Below are 20,402 nucleotides of genomic sequence, written 5' to 3' on the forward strand. Positions count from 1 at the left end.
CCGGCGCCGCGGCGCCGGGATGCCCCGTTTAACCCGCCTGTTTCGCCAGCCACGCATCGATGGCGGGCAGCCGCTCGGCGCGCAGCTTGATGCGGTAGCCGATGCCGGCCACGGCGCTGTCGGCGTCGCCGCGCGCGCTGTCGGGCAGGTTGGCTTGCGCGTAGGCCTGCAGCTTGGCGATCATCTGCGGCTGCGCCGAGGCGGCGGCCAGGCGCGGGAAGTAGCGGCTGCGCGAGCTGGCGTCGATGCGTGCATTGACCTGCTCCAGGTGCGCCAGCGCGAAGTCGAAGGCCAGTTCCGGATGCGTGCGCGCCACGCGCGAAATCATGGCGGGGCTGTTGGTCACGCCCGGTTCATCCGTCAGCGCCAGGGCCAGGGCGCGTTGCGCCAGGGCGACGTCGTCGCTGGCGGCCAGCAGGTCGTACAGCTGGTTCTTGACCAGCGGCGTCTTTTCCGCCCGCGCGCGGGCGTGCAGCTGCTCCCAGGTGGCGGCGTCCGCGTGCTGCGCCACGACGCCGAGGATGGCGCGGCGCAGCGGCGCCGGCATGGCGGCCTGCTCACCGGCCTGTTCGCTGGCCGCGTAGCGGCGGCGCGCCTCGGCCAGCACGCCCGCTTCGCCCATGTCGCCGAGGATGGTGATCAGCTGCCCGCGCAGGGTGGCCACGCTGGACGCTTCGCCGGGACGCGCTTCCCAGCCCGTCTGCGCCATCATGGGCGCCAGGCGCGCGATGGCGTAGCGGCCGAAGGCTTGCTGGCGCGCCTTGGCCTGCGCGTCGTCGCCCGCATACTGTTCGTACAGGCCGTTCAGGATGGCGGCCACCTTGCCCAGCACCTGCGGGTCGGCCGACAGCGGCGTCGCCTTCACGAGGTCCAGGAAGCCGGCCGGGTCCTGCAGGCCCGCCATGCCCAGCGACTGGCTGTCCGACAGCAGGCCCAGCTGGTCGATGGGCGCCAGCCGCGCGAAGCCGGCCGCCAGCGCGCGCGCGTTCGACGGCGCGTACAGGGTGCGGTAGTAGCCGCTCTGGCCCGCGTTCACCAGCAGGGCGCCGCAGCCGGGCACGTTCAGGGTGGCCTTGCCATTCTTCACCAGCACGCGTGCCTGCCTGCTGCTGCCGAGCGTCGCGGCGATCACGGGCACCTGCCACGACAGCGGCTGCTTGTCCGCCTGGTCCTTGGAAAATTCCCCCTGCGTGAGGGTCACGCGCGTCCTGCCTTTGCGGCACACGGCTTCGCCCACGCGGATCATCGGCACGCCAGGCTGCAGGGTGAAGTCATGGGCGATGGCGCTGACGGGCTTGCCGGCGGCCGCGTCGACTTCGCGCCACAGGTCGTCGGACACCGTGTTGCCATACGCATGCTTGCGCATGTAGCTGCGCACGGCCGTGCGCCACGTGTCGGCGCCCACGTAGGCTTCGAGCATGCTGATCACGGCCTTGCCCTTTTGATAGGTGATGCCGTCGAAGGCCTGGCTGGCCTGTTCCACGGTGGCGATGCGCTGGATCACGGGGTGCGTCGTGCGCAGCGCATCCTGGGCCATGGCCGCTTCGCGCCCGGCCACGTCCGCCAGGGCCGTGTTCCACTCGGGGTGCAAGCGCTGCGTGGTGCGCCCTTCCATCCACGAGGCGAAGCCTTCGTTGAGCCACAGGTCGTCCCACCAGCGCATGGTGACGAGGTCGCCGAACCACTGGTGCGCCATTTCATGCGACAGGGTGGTGTAGATATTTTCCTTGTCGGCCTGGGTGGAGATGGCCGGGTCGAGCAGCAGGCCGTATTCGAAGGTGAACACGGCGCCCCAGTTTTCCATGGCGCCGAAGAACTGGCTGCGGCCCGGCGCGGCGATGTTGTCGAGCTTGGGCAGCGGGTAGCGCACGCCGAAATAGTCGTTGTATTCGCGCAGCAGGGCGCTGGACTCGTCCAGCGCGAAGCGGCTTTGCGCCAGCGCGCCTTTTTTCGTGATCACGCCGATCTCCGTGCCGTCGGCCATCTTGGTAGCCCGCTCGAAGTCGCCCAGGCCGAAGAACAGCAGGTAGGTGGACATGCGCGGCGTGGTGGCGAAATACACGTGCTTCTTGCCATTGCCCAGCTCTTCGCTGCGCGCGATGGGCATGTTGCCGACGGCCATCTGCTGGCTGGGCACGACGACGTCGAGCGCGAAGGTAGCCTTGTAGTCCGGCTCGTCCCACGACGGCAGCATGCTGCGCGCATCCGAGTTCTCGAACTGCGTGTACAGGGCGCGCTGGCGGCCTTCGGGCGTGTCGTAGTCGAGCGAGAACAGGCCCGTCGCCTGCGTGCCGATCTTGCCGCTGTAGTCGATGCGCAGCAGGTACTCGCCCCTGGCCACGGGCTCGGCGAAATGCAGGGTGGCCGTCTGCTTGTCCGCATCGAAGTCGATTTTGCGCGTCACCTGCTTGCTGCCGCCCGCGCCTTCGATGGCGGCGGCGCCGAACGTGAGGTTCAAGGCATTGAAGGTGATGCTGGAGGTCGGCGCGTCGACGGCGACCTTGATGGCGACGGCGCCCTGGAAGGTGGCGGCGGCATCGGGCGTGATCGACAGGATGTAGTGCAGGGGCGTGACGCCGCGCGGCAGCTGCGTGGTGGTCGCGGCGGCGCGGCTGGCCGAGGCGTATTGCGCGGTGGCGGGCGCTGCGTGGCCGGCGCCGGCGGCGGCCAGGACCAGGACGGCGGCGGCCAGCTGGCTGCGGCGGAAACGGGGAGTGCGGATGCGGTGCATGGTATGCCCTAGGTTCATGGGGTAAGCGCCCGCGGGCCGGATAGGCCGGGGCGAGGATGACGGTGGCGGGACTACGCTGGAACTGGCGGCCAGCGTTCCCGTCCAGCAATCTAAGGCGAAACGGGGGCAAAGTCAACGCGCCAGGGGGCTGGTATGATGGACGCCTGGCTGTGCCGCCGCCGGACGGCCCCGCTGCGGATTGCCCAACTCCATAACGAGACGAGACCCACGCACATGAAACTGTACATCAGCCCCCGCACGCCCAATCCCCGCCGCGTCACCATGTTCATCGCCGAGAAGGGCATCGCCGGCATCGAAGAAGTGCCGCTCGACCTGATGGCGGGCCAGCACCGCGACCCCGCCTTCCTGGCAAAAAACCCGCTGGGCCGCGTGCCCGTGCTGGAACTGGCGGACGGGCGCGTGCTGACCGAGACGCGCGCCATCTGCACCTACCTGGAAGGCTTGCAGCCGCAGCCCAACCTGATGGGCGAAGGCTTCGAGGAGCGCGCCTTTATCGAAATGGCCGACCGCAGGGTGGAGCTGCACCTGTTCAGCGCCGCCGCCAACTGGGTGCGCCATGGCCATCCGGCCCTGGTGGCGCTGGAAAACCCGCAGTTTCCCGACTTCGCCCTGGCACAGGCGGGCAAGCTGCGCGAGACGGCGCAGTGGCTCGACCAGGTGCTGGCGGGCCAGCCCTACATCGCCGGCGAGCGTTTCACGATTGCCGACATCACGGCCTTCTGCGCGCTGGAATTCGCGCGCGGCCTGATGAAATACCGCCCCGGCGCGGAAGGCCTGTCCAAGCTGCAGGCTTACCGCGACCGCATCGCCGAACGCCCCAGCGCGCAGGCGAAGTAAGCTTCCAAAAAAAACGCCTGCGCCGGAAGTCCGGTGCAGGCGTTCTCGCTTGCCGGGGCCGTCAAGCCCGTTTTACTTGAGCTGCTCCAGCAGGAAGGTATAGGTCAGCGCCCACATCAGCGCCTGCTGGTCGTTGTTGGCGGCGCCCGCATGGCCGCCTTCCGTGTTTTCCCAGTACAGCACGTCGTGGCCCTGTTCTTCCATCTTGGCCACCATCTTGCGCGCATGGCCGGGGTGCACCCGGTCGTCGCGCGTCGAGGTGGTAAACAGCACGCGCGGATATTTCTTGTCCTTGAAGACGTTCTGGTAGGGCGAGTACTTGCTGATGTAGGCCCATTGTTCCGGCACGTCCGGGTCGCCGTATTCGCCCATCCACGAGGCGCCCGCCAGCAGCTTGTTATAGCGGCGCATGTCGAGCAGCGGCACCTGGCTGACGACGGCGTTGAACAGGTCGGGACGCTGTACCAGCACGGCGCCCGTCAGCAGGCCGCCATTGCTGCCGCCCATGATACCCAGGTGGCGCGGGCTGGTGACCTTGCGCTTGATCAAGTCCTGCGCCACGGAGATGAAGTCGTCATACGCGCGCTGGCGGTTTTCCTTCAGCGCCGCCTGGTGCCAGCGGGGGCCGAACTCGCCGCCGCCGCGGATATTCGCCAGCACGTACACGCCGCCTTTTTCCAGCCACGCCACGCCCGTGGTGCCGCTGTAGCTGGGTTTCAACGACACTTCAAAGCCGCCGTAGCCGTACAGCACGGTCGGGTTGCTGCCGTCGAACTTCGTCTTCTTGCCCATGATGGCGAAATACGGCACTTTCGTGCCATCCTTCGACGTCGATTCGAACTGCTCCACCTTGTATGGCGCCGCATCGTAGAAGGCGGGCAGGGACTTGATCTTCGTGCGCTTGTCGCTTTGCGCCGTGCCCAGGTACAGGGTGGTGGGGTTGAGGAAGTCGGTCACGGTGAGGAAGTACTGGTCCGATTCCACCGGGTCGAGCGCGCTGGTGGCCAGGGTGCCCAGCTTCGGCGCGTCGACGCTGCGGCGCAGCCACTTACCGTCCACGTGGCGCAGTTCCGTCAGGCGGTTCTTGACCTTGTCCAGGGTGGTGACGAGGATGGCCGATTTCGTCGGCGTGACGTTGTCCAGCGACGACGTGGCCGTCGGCGCGAACAGCACTTCCAGGTCCTGCTTGCCCTGCATGAAGGCCTTGAAGTCCGTGGCCAGCAGGGCGCCCTGCGGATAGGTCTTGCCCTTGACTTTCCAGTCCGAGCGCAGGGTGATGATCAGCTGGTCGCGCACGGTGAAGGCCGTGGCATCGTCCGGCTTCGGCACCTTGGTCAGCGTGGCGCCGTCGCGCAGGAACATCTCGCCGCTGTAGAAATCGATCTGCCGCTCGATGAACTGGTGCTCGTAGCCGGGCGTGAAATCCTTGTAGGCGGCCGCGCTCAGGTCGTCGGCCTTGGCCTCGTACACGGTCTGCGCCTGCGGCAGGGGCGTGCCGCGCTGCCACTGCTTGATGATGCGCGGGTAGCCCGAGCTGGTCATCGAGCCGGGGCCGAAATCGGTGGAGACGAAGAGGGTATCCTGATCGATCCAGCCGGCGCTGCCCTTCGCTTCAGGCAGGGTGAAGCCGCCCTCGACGAAGGCGCGTTTGGCCACGTCGTATTCGCGCACCACCTTGGCGTCGCCGCCGCCGCGCGACAGGGAAATGAGGCAGCGTTCGCCCTTCGGATACAGGCAGGTGGCGCCGCCCCAGACCCAGTTTTCATTCTCGCCGGCGGCCAGCTGGTCGAGGTCGATCACGGTTTCCCAGCTTGGCTCGGCCAGCTGGTACTGCGCCAGCGTGGTGCGGCGCCAGATGCCGCGCACGTGCTGCGCATCGCGCCAGAAGTTGTAGTAATACTCGCCTTCCTTGCTCACGTAGGGAATGCGCTCCTTGGAATTGAGGATGGTTTTCAGGCGCGCCTGCAGGGCTGGGAAGCCGGGCTGGCTTTCCAGTTCCTTGACGGTGACGGCATTGTGCTGCTTGACCCAGGCCAGCGGCTTGTCGCCGAGGACTTCTTCCAGCCACAGGTGGGGATCGGTATTGGCGGCGGCGGGCGCAGGAGCTTGCGCATGGGCAATACCCACGGCGGCCAGGCCGAGCAGCATGCTGCCGGCGAAGGTACGATATGACGACATGATAGGTTCCTTGATGAGACGGATGGAGGCCGTGTTGCGGGCAAAACGGCGCAGCCATGGTGCCACGGATTGCTGTGAGGAACCAGTGTAACCTTGATATCAATGTCGTCGTGACATGTATTTCCTATAATATTTGCTGCTGGACGGCCAGGCCGTATTTTCTGCGGCGCCGGGCGGCGCCTCACTTCCCGCTTGCCGCACCGTCCCGGGGGCAGGCGCGCGCCAGCCCGGCACCGGCAGCCTGCCGGTCGCCGGTCGCCGGTCGCGGCAGGCTGCTGCCGCCCTGCTTAATTGCCCAGGACGATCTGCGCGATCACGCCCGTGGCCACGGCCATCAGCACGTAGTCGCCGTCGACCTGTACCCATTGGTGGCCACGCGGCGGGGCACTGAGGTGGCGGCCGCGCCAGTCGCTGACGTAGTGCTGCTTGTTGCGGTATTCGCTGGGCACGCGATTGCCCTTGTGCAAGTCATGGCGCGGCCCCGCGCCGCGGTTGCTGGCGTGGCTGTCGCCATGCTCCGGGCGCGCATCGGCATGGCCGCGGCCGTTGTCGTCACGCTGCCTGCCATTGTCGGCGTGATCGCGCGCGGCATCCCCGCGCTGGTCTTGCTGCTGTGGTCCGCGCTCATTCTGCTCGTGGCGATCCTGGGCCGACGCCGACGCGCCACATGCCATCAGGGCCGCGACCAGGGCGGAAACGACGATATTCCTGTTCATCAGAGACTCCTCTTTCAATGTGGGCCGACACGAATGACCGGACCATGACTGATGAGAACACGCTTGCCGCCGTCCCGTCCGTTCGCTGGCGTACGGATGAGGCCCCGGCGCCGCCTGGCGCCTGCGCTCAGGCGCCGGGACCTTGCGTCACCCACACGGGCGCCGACCAGACGATGTTGCCATCGTCCTGCGTCAATCTTGCGTAATAGAAATGCAGGCCGGGCGCGGGAGTCAGCGTCACGCTGGCCTGGTCGGACACTTGCGTGACGGAACCGTTGCCGCCCGGCACGCCGTGGAAGATGGCGACGGCCGCCGCCTGGCGTCCCGCGCTGTTGCTGAAGTGGGTGGACAGCTGCAGCGGTCCCCGGTTCTCGAAGCGTTCGCCCATCAGCCTGCCATTTGCCATGAACAGCAGCTGGGCATGCTTGTCCATGGTGGCAAACACGCGGCGCGCGCGCAGCGCCTCGAAAAGTTGCTCGCGCGACAGGGGCGCGGTGGCCGCGCCGGCGGGCACGAGCACGGCCGTGCGGTTGCCGTAGGCCGTTCCCCAGTTGGCGCAGTGGTTGTCCTGGTTGCTGCTGAAGGCCAGGTGGTAGCCGGCCGCCAGGGCGCGGTTGCAGGCCGCTTCGTAATTGCTGCGCCGCGTCTCCGTTTCCTCGTCATTCGCGGAAAACGCGGACGTGTTCATCACTTCGCACAGCACCATGGCCGCGTCGCCATCGGCCGTATAGCCCAGCGGCTGGCCATTGACGAGGAACTGGCCCGCCGACGCCGGGTGGTTGAACTGGCCCAGCCAGCCCCGTTCGCGCATCAGCGCGTACAGGCCAGCGTAGTCGCCCTTCGGCGTGTCGATGTCGGCCAGCAGTTCGCCGCGCCCGTTCCTTTCCCAGCCCAGCAGCTGGTCGCTGTTGAAGATGTTCAGGTGGCCGCCCTTGCTGATGACGCCCCATTCCATGCCGTACAGGGCCAGGAAGCCCGGGTGTGCCGCCGTGTAGGCGGCCGCTTCGGCCAGGCCCGTCTGGTACAGGGCCTGCGCCTCGGCAGGGGTGGCCTGTGCATTCGTGCCGTCGGCGCCGTCGTACATGTGGTTGTGCTCGGACGTCAGCAGGGCGTCGAGGCCATGGCCCTGCGCATATACATAGGCATCGATGGGACCGAAGGAGCCCGTTTGCGGTGCCTGCGCGCCATGGCAGGCGTCCAGCGGGGCGCCGCCGTCGCTGTGGCGCGTCTGGCTGTGCAGGTTGGCGTAGACGATGCGGTAGGCGGGCGGGCCGTCGAGGCCGGACAGTTGCCGCAGGCCGGCCTGGAATGGCGGCACTGTGGGCGCCGTGCTGGCGCCCCGCTGCACCTGGATTTGCCATTGCTGCTCCACCTGCGCTTCCTGCGGCGTGCCTGCGTCCGCCACGGCCACGAGGCGCAGCTGGTACAGGCCATCGGCGACCAGTGCCCGCCGTTCGCGCGCAGCGGCATCGGCCCGTCCATCCCAGGGCAGGGCCAGGCTCACCGTGCCCGCTCCGACGTTCGCCTGGCCGGACCACTGGCGCCGCAGCGCCCCTTGCGGGCCGGGGCCGGACAGGGTCAGGCGCCAGCGCACCGGGTGGGAGAGGCTGCCGCCGTCGCTGCCGTCGCTGCCCACCGTCCCCACGCCTGCCGCCGTGCCTGCCGCCCCCGGCGGGCCGGCGGGATAGGCGAGGCGCACGACAAAGGTGCGCGCCTGCGTGCGCGATGCGCCGGGCGCGGCGCTGAACGGCGCCAGCACGGTGGCGTCGAGTTCGCTGTGCTCCCTCGGTGGGGCGGCACGGTCTTGTGCTGCAGCACTATGGCTCCAGGCGAGCAAGAGCGCCCCCACGCATGCCCACGCCACCGCGCGCGCGACGCCGCGCCGCAGCTGCCTTTGCCTGACCATGGCCGCCTCCGCTTCATGAGTCCGATAGCGTTTAGACAAGCACTGCCACGTTCGGGTTCCTGCGCGCACCAAGAAGAGGCGTCCGTGCACCGCCAGGTGCCATGATCTGGCGCAAACCATGTGCGGATAGCGGCGCGTGCCCGTGCAGGGCGCTGGCACGGCGCTTGCTAAACAGAAGGGACGGATCAACGGCGATCCCCGGAATACACGCACAACGGTCCAACGACGGACCACCTGGACAACGGCGTCCGCTCTGGCTGATCTTGCATCGGCGGGGGCGGGCGCCGTTTTGTTTGATCAACGGGATACTTCGGGAGCCACCATGGCCAGCCAAAAAGCAACGCGCATCGCGCTCTTCTCCTTCGCCACGCCGCCCATGCGCGCATTCCACCTGACGTGGATGGCATTTTTCGTGTGTTTCTTCGCCTGGTTCGCCTGCGCGCCCCTGATGCCCGTCATCAAGGGCGAATTCGGCCTGTCCCTGGCGCAAGTGGCGAACATCAATATCGCGGCCGTCGCCATCACCATCCTCGTGCGCCTCATCGTCGGACCGCTGTGCGACCGCTATGGCCCGCGCAAGACCTACACGGGCTTGCTGCTGCTGGGCGCCATTCCCGTGCTGGGTGTGGCGGCCTCGCAAAGCTATGAAAGCTTCCTGTTCTTCCGCCTGGGCATCGGCGCCGTCGGTGCCAGCTTTGTCATTACGCAATATCACACCTCCGTGATGTTCGCGCCCCGCGTGGTGGGCACGGCGAATGCGGCCGCCGCCGGCTGGGGCAATGCGGGCGGCGGCGCGGCGCAGGCGCTGATGCCCTTGCTGCTGGGCGCCGTGCTGATGCTGGGCGTGTCCGAATCGCTGGGCTGGCGCATCGCCTTGCTGGTGCCGGGCGTGCTGATGCTGGTGATGGCCGCCTTGTACTGGCGCTATACGCAGGATTGCCCGGAAGGCAATTACGCGGACTTGCGCGCCGCCGGCGGCGCCATTGAGGGTAGTAAAAAGGGTGGCTGGGCCAGCTTCAAGGCCGCCAGCGGCAATTACCGCGTGTGGCTGCTGTTCGTCACCTACGGCGCCTGCTTCGGCATCGAGATCTTCATCCACAACATCGCCGCCGTGTACTACGTCGACCATTTCGGCCTGTCCCTGAAATCGGCGGGCCTGGCCGCCGGCAGCTTCGGCCTGCTGGCCCTGTTCGCCCGCGCCCTCGGTGGCTGGCTGTCCGATAAATTGGCCCTGCGCGGCAATCTGAACAGCCGCGTGACCCTGCTGTTCATGCTGATGATAGGCGAAGGCGTGGGCCTGCTGTGGTTTGCGAAAGTCGACAGCGTCACGTACGCCGTCATCGCCATGCTGGTCTTCGGCCTGTTCACCCACATGGCGTGCGGCGCCACCTACGCGCTGGTGCCCTTCATCGACGGCAAGGCGCTGGGCGGCGTGGCCGGCATCATCGGCGCGGGCGGCAACGTGGGCGCCGTGGCGGCCGGTTTCCTGATGAAGGGCACGGGCGACATCCGCCAGACCCTGATCATCCTCAGCGCCCTGGTGGTGATCTCGGCCCTGTGCGCCATCGGCGCCCGGTTTACGGGGCTGGCGGCCGAACCGAACATGGCCGCGGCCTGAGGAGACCAGCATGAACCATCCCCTGAACATCATCGTCCTTGGCCATGGCATGGTCGGGCATAAGTTCCTGGAACGGCTGGCGCTGGACAACGCCCCGCACCTGCACGTCACCGTGCTGTGCGAAGAGCCGCGCCCCGCCTACGACAGGGTGCACCTGTCCGAGTTCTTCAGCGGCAAGTCGGCCGAGGACCTGTCGCTGGTGGCGCCCGGCTTCTTCGACAAGGCCAACGTCGTCCTGAAACTCAATGCGCGCGCCGTCTCCGTCGACCGCGTGGCGAAGACCGTCACGGCCAGCACGGGCGAGGTGCTGCCTTACGACAAACTGGTGTTTGCCACCGGCTCCTCGCCCTTCGTGCCGCCGCTGCCGGGCAAGGAGCGCGACGGCTGCTTCGTCTACCGCACCATCGAAGACCTGGAAGCCATGCTGGCCTGGGGCGGCAAGTCCCGCACGGGCGTGGTGATCGGCGGCGGGCTGCTGGGCCTCGAATGCGCGAAGGCCTTGTGCGACTTGCAACTCGACACGCATGTGGTGGAATTCGCGCCGCGCCTGATGGCCGTGCAGGTGGACGAGGGCGGCGCGCGCGTCCTGCGCCGCAAGATCGAGGAACTGGGCGTGACCGTGCACACGCAAAAGAACACCCTGGCCATCGTCGACGGCGAGGCGGCCACGCACCGCATGCAGTTCGCCGACGGCAGCCACCTGGAAGCGGACATGATCGTCTTCTCGGCCGGCATCCGTCCCCGCGACGAACTGGCTCGCGCCTGCGGCCTGGAGGTCGGGCCGCGGGGCGGCATCGCCATCGACGACCGCTGCGTCACCTCCGACCCGGACATCTACGCCATCGGCGAATGCGCGCTGTGGGGCGGTCTCGTCTTCGGCCTGGTGGCGCCCGGCTATGAAATGGCGCGCATCGCGGCGCGCCACCTGCTGCAGGAGGAGGAAGGAGAAGCGGGCGAGGCCGGCTTCAAGGGCGCCGACATGAGCACCAAGCTCAAATTGATGGGCGTGGACGTGGCCAGCCTGGGCGACCCGCACGGCCATGCGCCGGGCAGCCGCTCCTACCAGTTCATGGACGAGCGCAAGCAGATCTACAAGAAGATCGTCGTTTCCGACTGCGGCAAGTACCTGCTGGGCGGCGTGATGGTGGGCGACGCCAGCGAATACGGCACCCTGCTGCAGATGATGCTCAACAAGATCGAGCTGCCGGCATCGCCCGAATTCCTCATCCTGCCGCAGGCGGACGGCCAGCAAAAGACGGGGCTGGGCGTGGCTGCCTTGCCCGATGGCGCGCAAATCTGCTCGTGCAACGACGTGTCGAAGGGCGCGCTGTGCGCGGCGGTGGCTGCGGGCGCCACCAGCATCGGCGCCCTGAAGAGTGCTACGTGCGCGGGGACGGCCTGCGGCGGCTGCGTGCCCCTGGTGACGCAGGTCATGAAGGCGGAAATGCAGAAGCAGGGTCTGGCAGTCGACAACCACGTGTGCGAGCACTTCGCGTATTCGCGCCAGGAGCTGCATCATCTGGTGCGTGTGGGCAAGATCCGCAGCTTCGGCGCGCTCCTGGCCGCGCACGGCCGGGGTCTCGGCTGCGACGTGTGCAAGCCCGTGGCGGCGAATATCCTCGCCTCGTGCTGGAATGATTTCGTGCTGTCGCCCGTCCACGCCAGCCTGCAGGATAGCAATGATTACTTCCTTGGCAATATCCAGAAGGATGGCACGTATTCCGTCGTGCCCCGCATGCCGGGCGGCGAAGTGACGGCCGATGGCCTGATCGCCGTCGGCATGGTGGCGAAAAAATATGGTCTCTACACGAAAATCACGGGCGGCCAGCGGGTCGACCTGTTCGGCGCCCGCGTGGAACAGTTGCCGGCCATCTGGGAAGAGTTGATCGCGGCCGGCTTCGAATCGGGCCACGCCTACGGCAAATCCTTGCGCACGGTCAAATCGTGTGTCGGTTCCACCTGGTGCCGCTACGGCGTGGCCGACAGCGTGGGCTTTGCGATTCAGCTGGAAAACCGCTACAAGGGCTTGCGCACGCCGCACAAGATCAAGTTCGGCGTCTCCGGCTGCACGCGCGAATGCGCCGAGGCGCAGGGCAAGGACGTCGGCCTGATCGCCACGGAAAAGGGCTGGAACCTGTACGTGTGCGGCAACGGCGGCATGAAGCCGCGCCACGCGGAACTGATCGCCGCCGATCTCGATGAAGCCACCCTGGTGCGTTATGTGGACCGCTTCCTGATGTTCTACGTGCGCACGGCCGACCGCCTGCAGCGCACCAGCGTATGGCGCGACAACCTGGAAGGGGGCCTCGATTACCTCAAGCGCGTCATCATCGACGACAGCCTGGGCATCGCCCACGAGCTGGAGGCGGACATGCAGCACGTGGTCGACACCTATGCCTGCGAGTGGCAGGCGGCCGTCACCGACCCCGCCGTGCGCCAGCGCTTCCGCCATTTCGTCAACAGCGACCAGCGCGATGAAAACGTCGTCTTTGCCGCGGAACGGGGCCAGATCCGGCCCGCCACGCCTGAGGAACGCCGCAGCACCGTGATCCCCATCCTTGCCGTGGAGGCGTGAATGATGAATGACCTGTCCTTGCCCTTGCCCCGGGATGCCGATTGGCAGCCCGTCTGCGCCCTGCATGACATCGTGCCCGACACGGGGGTCTGCGCCTTGCTGAAAGGCCGCCACGTGGCCGTGTTCCGCGTCGGCGATGCGTCGCCGCGCGTCTACGCCATCGACAATATCGACCCGAACGCCGGTGCTTCCGTGCTGTCGCGCGGCATCGTGGGCAGCATCGGCGAGCGCGTCGTCGTCGCCTCGCCGCTGTACAAGCAGCATTTTGACCTGGCCAGCGGCGAATGCATCGAAGCGCCCGGGCACTCCGTGGCGGCCTGGCCCGCGCGCGTGTTTGCCGACATGGTGTGGGTGGCCCTGTGAACCCGCCCCGGCGCCCCTCCTTGGTGGTGGTCGGCAACGGCATGGCCGGCATGCGCACGGTCGAGGAATTGCTGAAACTGGCCCCCGACCTGTACGACATCACCGTCTTCGGTGCCGAGCCGCATGGCAATTACAACCGCATCCTGCTCTCCCCGGTGCTGGCCGGCGAAAAGACGGTGGACGACATCATGCTGCACACGCGCGACTGGTATGCGCAGCACGGCATCACCCTGCACGCGGGCGACCCCGTCGTGCGCATCGACCGCCAGGCGCGCACCGTGCAGGCCCGCTCCGGCATCACGGTAGGCTACGACCGCCTGCTGCTGGCCACCGGTTCCACGCCGTTCATCGTGCCAGTGCCGGGCCACCAGCTGCCCGGCGTGATCGGCTTTCGCGATATCAGCGATGTCGACACCATGCTGCGGGCGGCGCGCACGCACCGCCACGCCGTGATCATCGGCGGCGGCCTGCTGGGACTGGAAGCGGCCAATGGCCTGCAGCGCCAGGGCATGGACGTCACCGTCGTGCATGCCAGCGGCAGCCTGATGAACCAGCAGCTGGACCAGCCCGCGTCGCTGCTGCTGAAAACGGCGCTGGAAGCGCGCGGCCTGCGGTTCCTCATGCACGCGCAGACGGCCGAAATCACGGGCACGGATCGGGTGCAGGGCGTGCGCTTTGCGGACGGCAGCGTCATCCCCGCCGACCTGGTGGTGATGACGGCCGGCGTGCGCCCCAACATCGCGCTGGCGCAGGCGGCCGGCCTGCATTGCGAGCGGGCCATCGTCGTCGACGACTGCCTGCAAAGCTATGATCCGCGCGTGTACGCCGTGGGCGAGTGCGTGCAGCACCGGCGCGCCACCTTCGGCCTGGTGGCGCCCATCTGGGAGCAGGCGCGCGTGTGCGGCGCCCACCTGGCCGGCGCGGGCCACCGGCGCTACGTGCAGCAAGCCAGCGCCACCAAGCTGAAGGTGACGGGCATCGACCTGTATTCGGCCGGCGACATCCTCGGCGGCGAAGGCAGCGAAGACCTGGTGCTGCGCGACCCGCGTCGCGGCGTCTACAAGCGCCTGGTGGTGCAGGGCAGCCGCCTGGTGGGCGCCGTGCTGTATGGCGAGGTGCAGGACGGGCCCTGGTATTTCGACCTGATCCAGCAGCGCCGCGACATCGGCGCGCTGCGCTCCCACCTTTTGTTTGGCCAGGCCCTGTGCGGCCAGGCCGCCTGACAGGAACCCCCCCATGACGATTTGCGCGCCCGTGAAAACCACTTGCCCGTACTGCGGCGTCGGCTGCGGCGTCGAAGCGACACGCCTGCCCGATGGCGCCATCCGCATCGCCGGCGATGCCAGCCACCCGGCCAACCTGGGCAAGCTGTGCGTGAAAGGCTCGGCGCTGGGCGACACCCTGGGCCTGGAGAACCGTTTGCTGCAGCCGCAGATGCGCGTCGACGGCGTGCTGCGGCGGGTTTCCTGGGATGCGGCGCTGGACCGGGTGGCGGGCGGCCTGCGCGCCATCATAGCCGAGCACGGCTCCGACGCCGTCGCCCTGTATGTCTCGGGCCAGCTGCTGACGGAAGACTATTACGTCGCCAACAAATTCATGAAGGGCTACGTGGGCAGCGCGAATATCGACACCAATTCGCGCCTGTGCATGTCCTCGGCCGTCGCGGGCCACAAGCGGGCGTTCGGCGAGGACATCGTGCCCGGCTGCTATGAGGACCTGGAACTGGCCGACATGGTGGTGCTGGTCGGCTCGAACACGGCCTGGTGCCACCCCATCCTGTTTCAGCGCATCGCGCGCCTGAAGGAAGAGCGGCCGGGCATGAAGCTGGTGGTGATCGACCCGCGCCGCACGGCCACCTGCGAGCTGGCCGACCTGCATTTGCCCGTGAAGCCGGGCACGGACGTGTGGCTGTTCAACGGCTTGCTGTGCTATCTGGCGCGGGAAGGCGCGATCGATGACGCTTTCGTCACGCAGCACAGTGCGGGCCTCGACGACGCGCTGGCCGCCGCGCACGTGGATTGCGGCGACCCGCTGCAGGTGGCGCGCATCTGCAGGGTCGATGCGCAGGCCCTGCTGGCGTTCTACCAGGCGTTTGCCGCCACGCGCAAGGTGGTCACGGCGTTTTCCCAGGGCGTCAACCAGTCGTCTTCCGGCACGGACAAGGTCAACAGCATCATCAACTGCCACCTGGCGACGGGGCGCATCGGCCAGCCCGGCATGGGGCCGTTTTCGCTGACGGGCCAGCCGAATGCCATGGGCGGGCGCGAAGTGGGCGGCCTGGCCAACATGCTGGCGGCGCACATGGAGCTGGACAAGCCGCTGCACCGCGACACCGTGCAGGCGTTCTGGGACGCGCCCCGCATGGCCGGCAAGCCGGGCCTGAAGGCCGTGGAACTGTTCCACGCGATCGAGGCGGGCACGGTGAAAGCCGTGTGGATCATCGCCACCAATCCGCTGGTGAGCATGCCGGACGCCGACCAGGTGCGCCGCGCGCTGGCCAAATGCGAACTGGTGGTGGTGTCGGACATCAGCGCCGAGTCGGACACGAATGCCCATGCCGACGTGCTGCTGCCCGCGCTGGGCTGGGGCGAGAAGGATGGCACGGTGACGAACTCGGAGCGGCGCATCTCGCGCCAGCGCGCGTTCCTGCCGGCGCCGGGCGAGGCGCGCGCCGACTGGCAGGTGCTGTGCGACGTGGCGCGGCGCATGGGCTACGCGGGCTTCGATTTCACGACGCCGCAAGCCATCTTCGACGAGCATGCGCGCCTGTCTACCTTTCGCAACGGCGGGGAGCTGGCGCGTCTGTTCAATCTGGCGGGCCTGGAAAACCTGGACGCGGCGCAATACGATGGCCTGGCGCCGCAGCAGTGGCCGGGGGGCCAGGCGCGCCTGTTCGGCGACGGCCGTTTCGCCCATGCGGACGGGCGCGCCCGCTTCGTGCCCACGCCGCCGCGCGCACCGCGCAACGCCCCCGACGAGGATTATCCGCTGATCCTCAACACGGGCCGGGTGCGCGACCAGTGGCATACCATGACGCGCACGGGCAAGGCGGCGAAACTGTCCGGCCACGTGGCCGAGGCTTTCATCGACCTGCACCCGCAGGATGCGCTGCTGTACGGCGTGCGCGAGGGCGAACTGGCGCGCATCTCCAGCGCCTGGGGCGCCATGGTGGCGCGGGTGGTGCATGGCGGCGGCATCGCGCGCGGCCAGGCCTTCGTGCCCATCCACTGGAGCGACGCGAATGCCTCCGACGCGCGCGTGGGCGCCGTCGTCAATCCGGCCGTCGATCCCGTCTCGGGCGAGCCGGAATTCAAGCATACGCCCGTGCGCATCGAGCAATTCCGCGTGCACTGGCATGCCTTCGTCCTGAGCCGCACCGCGTTAAACCTCGACGGCGTGGCGCACTGGACGCGAATCCAGGGCGGACAGTTCCTGCGCTACGAGCTGGCGGGCCGCCAGCGCATCGCCGACCTGGGCGCCTGGGCGCGCGCGCTGCTGGGCGTGGCGGACGAGCAGGCCGACTGGCTCGATTATGCGGATGCCAGCGCCGGCGTGTACCGCGCCGTGCACCTGAACGAGGGGCGCATCGCGCAATGCGTATACGTCTCGCCGCGGCCCGACCTGCCGTCGCGCGCCTGGCTCGCCAGCCTGTTTGCGCACGCGCAGATGGACGCGGCCGACCGCGCCGGGGTACTGCTGGGCCAGCCCATCGGCAAGGGCGCCGATGCGGGGCCGACCGTGTGCGCATGCTTTGGCGTGGGGCGCAACACCATCTGCGCCGCCATCCGGGAGCAAGGGCTGACGACGACGGCGCAGGTGACGGCCTGCGTCAGGGCGGGCGGCAATTGCGGCTCCTGCGTGCCGGAGATACGACAGTTGCTGCTGGAGGTGCGCAGCGTGGCCTGATAATCTGTCCTTTCCCGCACGGCTTTGTTATATTGCCAGCTCTACAAGAGAGAGGCAGTGTGATGACAGCAGTACAACATCCTACCGTCTGGCTGACGGGCTTGAGCGGCGCCGGCAAGACCAGCATCGCCCTGGCGCTGGCGCAGGCGCTGAAGGCGCAGGGCCGCGCCGTGACGGTGCTCGATGGCGACCAGCTGCGCCATGGACTGAACCGCGACCTGGGTTTCACGCCCGCGGACCGGCATGAAAACATCCGCCGCACGGCCGAAGTGGCGCGCCTGATGAACAATGCGGGCCTGACCGTCATCGCCGCCTTCATTTCGCCGTACCGCAGCGACCGCGCCACGGCCGCCGCCATCGTCGGCGCCGGGAATTTCATCGAGGTGCATGTCAGCACGCCGCTGGCCGTGTGCGAGGCGCGCGACGTCAAGGGCCTGTATGCGCAGGCGCGCGCGGGACGGCTCGCGCAGTTCACGGGCATTTCCGCGCCCTACGAAGCACCGCTGGACGCGGCGCTGACCCTGGACACGGGCACGCTGGCGCTGGACGAGGCGGTCGAGCGCATTTGCCGGCACCTGCGGCAGCGGCCGTGAAGACCTGGCGCAAACGGCTGCGCCGGCGCCTGCCCGCCAGCCTGAAGGCGCGCATGAGCGTGGTCGTCTTCCTGCTGGTGCTGGGCGCCGTCGCGCTGCTGGCGCTGGCCACCCTGGCCGTGGCCGAACTGGGCATGCGCGACGTCACGGGGCGCCAGCAGTATGTGTCGCTGGCCGGCGCCGCCGTCTTCATCGACGAGGAACTCGACGCCAAGCGCAACGTGCTGCGCGCGATCGCCGACAGCCTGGCGGCCGGCGGCGCGCAGGACGGCGCCAGCCTGCAGCGCTTCCTGTCCGCGCAGACCGTGCTGGCCAGGGAGTTCTATTCGGCCGGCGTCGTCGGCATGGACGGCCTCGTGCTGGCCAGCGTGAGTCCCTTCAAGCCGCAGGCGGGGCTGAACCTGAAAGGCCGCCCGTATTTCGAACAGACGCTGGCGAGCCGGCGCTCGGTGATCTCCGCGCCGCTCAACGGCAGCATTTCCGGCATGCCCATCGTGGTGGTGACGCAGCCCGTGTTCGACGCCAGCGGCGGCGTGCGCTACGTGCTGGCGGCCAGCGTCAACCTGCGCCAGCCCGATTTCCTGGGGCGCCTGGGCGCGCTGAAGCCCGGCGCGGGCGGCTACCTGTACATCATGACCAGCGACGGCGTCATCGTCGAGCACCCGGACAAGTCGCGCATCATGCAGCACATCGAAGCGCAGGGTCCCGTCAGCGCGCCCACGCGGCGCGCCATGCAGGGCTTCGAGGGCTGGCTGGCGGGCAGCACCACGCAGGGCGTCGATGCGCTGTTCGCCTACCATCGCATCGCCTCGACGGGCTGGATACTGGCGTCCGTCTACCCCATGCGCGACGCGTTCGCGCCGCTGCACGCCATCCGCAGCAAGATCCTGCTGGCCGCCGTGCTGCTGGCGGCGCTGGCGGGCCTGGCCGGCTGGCGCGCGGTGCTGCGCCTGCTGCAGCCCCTGGCGCGCCTGCGCCACCAGGTGCACGAGATCCGCCGTCATCGCCTGGGCATCGACGTGCTGCAGATCGAGCGGCGCGACGAGATCGGCGACTTGAGCCGCGATTTCTACTCGCTGGTGGCCGAGCGCGAAATGGCCGAGGCGCAGACGCGCGACAGCGAACGGCGCCTGAAGCTGCTGACGGACCACGTGCCCGTGGTGATCGTCTACATCGACCGCGAACACCGCTACCAGTTCATCAACGCGACGTTTGAAAAATGGTTCGGCAAGTCGCGCAAGGAAAGCCTGATGCACTCCGTGCGCGAAGTGCTGGGCGAGGAAGCGTACCAAATGCGCGAAGCGTATCTGCGGCGCGCCTTTGCGGGCGAAGAGGTGGACTTTGAATTTACGGTCGGGGCCGAGGGCGATGGCTTGCGCGCCTTCCAGACCAGCTACGTGCCCGACGTGGACGAGCGCGGCGCGGTGGCCGGCGTGTATGGCCTGATCCACGAAATCACCAAGACCCGGGCCGTGCACACGGCGCTGCAGTTTGCCGCCGCCACCGACACCCTGACGGGCATCGCCAACCGGCGCCGCTTCGACGAGCAGCTGGAGCAAAGCATGCAGCGCACGCGCGCCACGCGCGCGCCGATGGCGCTGGCCTACCTCGATATCGACCGCTTCAAGGCCATCAACGACCGCCTGGGGCACCAGGCGGGCGACGAGGTGCTCAAGGAGTTCGCGGGCCGCCTGGCGCGCAGCGTGCGCGCCAGCGACCTGGTGGCGCGCCTGGCCGGCGATGAATTCGTGATCGTTCTCGAGGGCGTGAAGAGCGCGGCCGAAGTGGGCCAGATCGGCGCCAAGATCATCGACGCCATCCGCCAGCCCTTCGAGCTGGCCGGCGGCCCGCTGCCGGTGACGACCAGCATCGGCATCGCCATCTTCCGCGACGGCGCGCTGACGCCGGCGCAGCTGCTGGACCTGGCCGACCAGGCCCTGTATGCCGCCAAGGGGCAGGGCCGCGATGGCGTGGCGCTGCTCGAGGCGGCGGAATAGGCGGCTACAGGGTGGCGGCCCAGTGGTCGAGCTGCTGCGTGGTGGCCGTCACGCCGCCGCAGACGATGACGAGCACGTTGCGGTAGGGCGCCAGCTGCGGCACCTTGCCGTACACGGCGGCCAGCGCCGCGCCGCAGGCCGGTTCCACCACCAGGCGCTGGTCGGTGATGAAGCGTTGGCAGGCTTCCACCGCGGCCCGGTCCGGCACCACCACGCTGTGCAGCAAACGCGTCTGGCTGATGTGGAATGCCTGCGCGCAGACCTGGCGCGCGGCCAGCGAGGTGGCGATGCTGCTCACGGCGGGCAGGGCCACGTGTTCGCGCGCGGCCACGGCGGCCGCCAGCGAGGCGGCGCCCTCGGTTTCCACGGCCACCAGGGCCACGTCGTCCCAGCCGTTGCGCTGCAGGCCTTCGGCCACGCCGGCCAGCAGGCCGCCGCCGCCCACGGACAGCACGACGGCGTCCGGTTTCACGCCCGCGCGCGCCACTTCGTCGATCATGCCCGCATGGCCCTGCCACAGCAGCGGGTCGTCGAACGGGTGCAAAAAGGCGTCCTGCGGCGTGAGCATGGATTGCGCCAGTGCGTTCGCTTCCTGCCACGCGGCGCCATGCACGATGACTTGCGCGCCTTCCTGCGCGATCAGGGCCCAGGCCCGGGCGCTCGTGGTTTCCGGCACCACGACGATGACGGGTATGCCCAGCTGGCGCCCCGCATAGGCGACGGCGATGCCGGCATTGCCGCCGGAAGAAGAGATGAAGCGGCTGGCGCCGCGCCGCGCATATTCCTCGCACGCGAGGCCGATGCCGCGGATCTTGAAGGAGCCTGGCGGCTGCAGCGCTTCGAGCTTGAGCCAGACGGCGCGCTCGCTGTGCAGGCTCAGGGCGCGCGAGTTGAGCAAGGGGGTTTCGATGTGCAGGGCCATGCGGATTCCTGGAAGACGGTCAGGCCAGCATCATAGCCG

Annotated in this window: 13 protein-coding genes; 8 read left to right on the plus strand and 5 right to left on the minus strand. The window is 68.4% G+C overall.

Annotated features, from left to right (window positions below; all coding sequences use genetic code 11):
- Positions 1 to 28: 28 nt before the first annotated feature.
- Positions 29 to 2,749 carry a M1 family metallopeptidase gene (locus EBS11_RS09000; protein WP_290602153.1) on the minus strand — a complete coding sequence of 907 codons (2,721 nt, stop codon included), beginning with the start codon at positions 2,747 to 2,749 and terminating at the stop codon, positions 29 to 31.
- A 216-nt stretch (positions 2,750 to 2,965) separates the two neighbouring features.
- On the opposite strand from EBS11_RS09000, the gene EBS11_RS09005 reads away from it, so the two are divergent.
- Positions 2,966 to 3,589, plus strand: coding sequence for a glutathione S-transferase family protein (locus EBS11_RS09005; RefSeq protein ID WP_290602155.1), 624 nt, complete (start codon positions 2,966 to 2,968; stop codon positions 3,587 to 3,589).
- 72 nt (positions 3,590 to 3,661) lie between these two features.
- Here EBS11_RS09005 and EBS11_RS09010 read toward each other — a convergent pair whose 3' ends face one another.
- The 3 genes from EBS11_RS09010 to EBS11_RS09020 form a co-directional block, all read right to left on the minus strand.
- Entirely contained in the window at positions 3,662 to 5,767 is a 2,106-nt protein-coding gene (locus EBS11_RS09010) for a prolyl oligopeptidase family serine peptidase (protein WP_290602157.1), read from the minus strand.
- 287 nt (positions 5,768 to 6,054) lie between these two features.
- Entirely contained in the window at positions 6,055 to 6,483 is a 429-nt protein-coding gene (locus tag EBS11_RS09015; protein ID WP_290602159.1) for an RcnB family protein, read from the minus strand.
- 127 nt (positions 6,484 to 6,610) lie between these two features.
- A complete protein-coding gene (locus EBS11_RS09020) occupies positions 6,611 to 8,389 on the minus strand; it encodes a CehA/McbA family metallohydrolase (RefSeq protein ID WP_290602160.1) in 1,779 nt (592 codons plus the stop codon).
- A 322-nt stretch (positions 8,390 to 8,711) separates the two neighbouring features.
- Between EBS11_RS09020 and EBS11_RS09025 the strand changes: the two genes are divergently transcribed.
- The 7 genes from EBS11_RS09025 to EBS11_RS09055 all read left to right on the plus strand — a co-directional run bounded on the left by EBS11_RS09025 (position 8,712) and on the right by EBS11_RS09055 (position 19,441).
- Positions 8,712 to 10,007: an MFS transporter gene (locus EBS11_RS09025; RefSeq protein ID WP_290602162.1), complete on the plus strand. Its 1,296-nt coding sequence runs from the start codon at positions 8,712 to 8,714 to the stop codon at positions 10,005 to 10,007.
- Between the two features lie 10 nt (positions 10,008 to 10,017).
- Positions 10,018 to 12,582, plus strand: coding sequence for a nitrite reductase large subunit NirB (gene nirB, locus EBS11_RS09030; protein ID WP_290602164.1), 2,565 nt, complete (start codon positions 10,018 to 10,020; stop codon positions 12,580 to 12,582).
- Positions 12,583 to 12,945, plus strand: a complete 363-nt coding sequence (gene nirD, locus EBS11_RS09035) for a nitrite reductase small subunit NirD (RefSeq protein ID WP_290602166.1) — start codon at positions 12,583 to 12,585, stop codon at positions 12,943 to 12,945. It abuts the gene before it with no gap.
- Positions 12,942 to 14,168 carry an FAD-dependent oxidoreductase gene (locus tag EBS11_RS09040; RefSeq protein WP_290602168.1) on the plus strand — a complete coding sequence of 409 codons (1,227 nt, stop codon included), beginning with the start codon at positions 12,942 to 12,944 and terminating at the stop codon, positions 14,166 to 14,168. Before nirD ends, EBS11_RS09040 begins: the two co-directional genes overlap by 4 nt.
- A gap of 13 nt (positions 14,169 to 14,181) precedes the next feature.
- On the plus strand, positions 14,182 to 16,851 hold the full coding sequence (locus tag EBS11_RS09045) for a nitrate reductase (protein ID WP_290602169.1): 2,670 nt from the start codon (positions 14,182 to 14,184) through the stop codon (positions 16,849 to 16,851).
- A 62-nt stretch (positions 16,852 to 16,913) separates the two neighbouring features.
- Complete coding sequence (cysC, locus tag EBS11_RS09050; RefSeq protein WP_290602171.1) at positions 16,914 to 17,444, plus strand: adenylyl-sulfate kinase; 531 nt, start codon at positions 16,914 to 16,916, stop codon at positions 17,442 to 17,444.
- Positions 17,441 to 19,441, plus strand: a complete 2,001-nt coding sequence (locus tag EBS11_RS09055; protein ID WP_290602172.1) for a diguanylate cyclase — start codon at positions 17,441 to 17,443, stop codon at positions 19,439 to 19,441. The genes cysC and EBS11_RS09055 overlap by 4 nt, the downstream gene beginning before the upstream one ends.
- A gap of 4 nt (positions 19,442 to 19,445) precedes the next feature.
- On the opposite strand, the gene EBS11_RS09060 is transcribed toward EBS11_RS09055, so the two are convergent.
- Positions 19,446 to 20,363, minus strand: a complete 918-nt coding sequence (locus tag EBS11_RS09060; protein ID WP_290602173.1) for a pyridoxal-phosphate dependent enzyme — start codon at positions 20,361 to 20,363, stop codon at positions 19,446 to 19,448.
- Positions 20,364 to 20,402: the final 39 nt, after the last annotated feature.

It is taken from the genome of Janthinobacterium sp., assembly GCF_009923995.1.
In the GTDB taxonomy this organism is placed as follows: domain Bacteria; phylum Pseudomonadota; class Gammaproteobacteria; order Burkholderiales; family Burkholderiaceae_D; genus Janthinobacterium.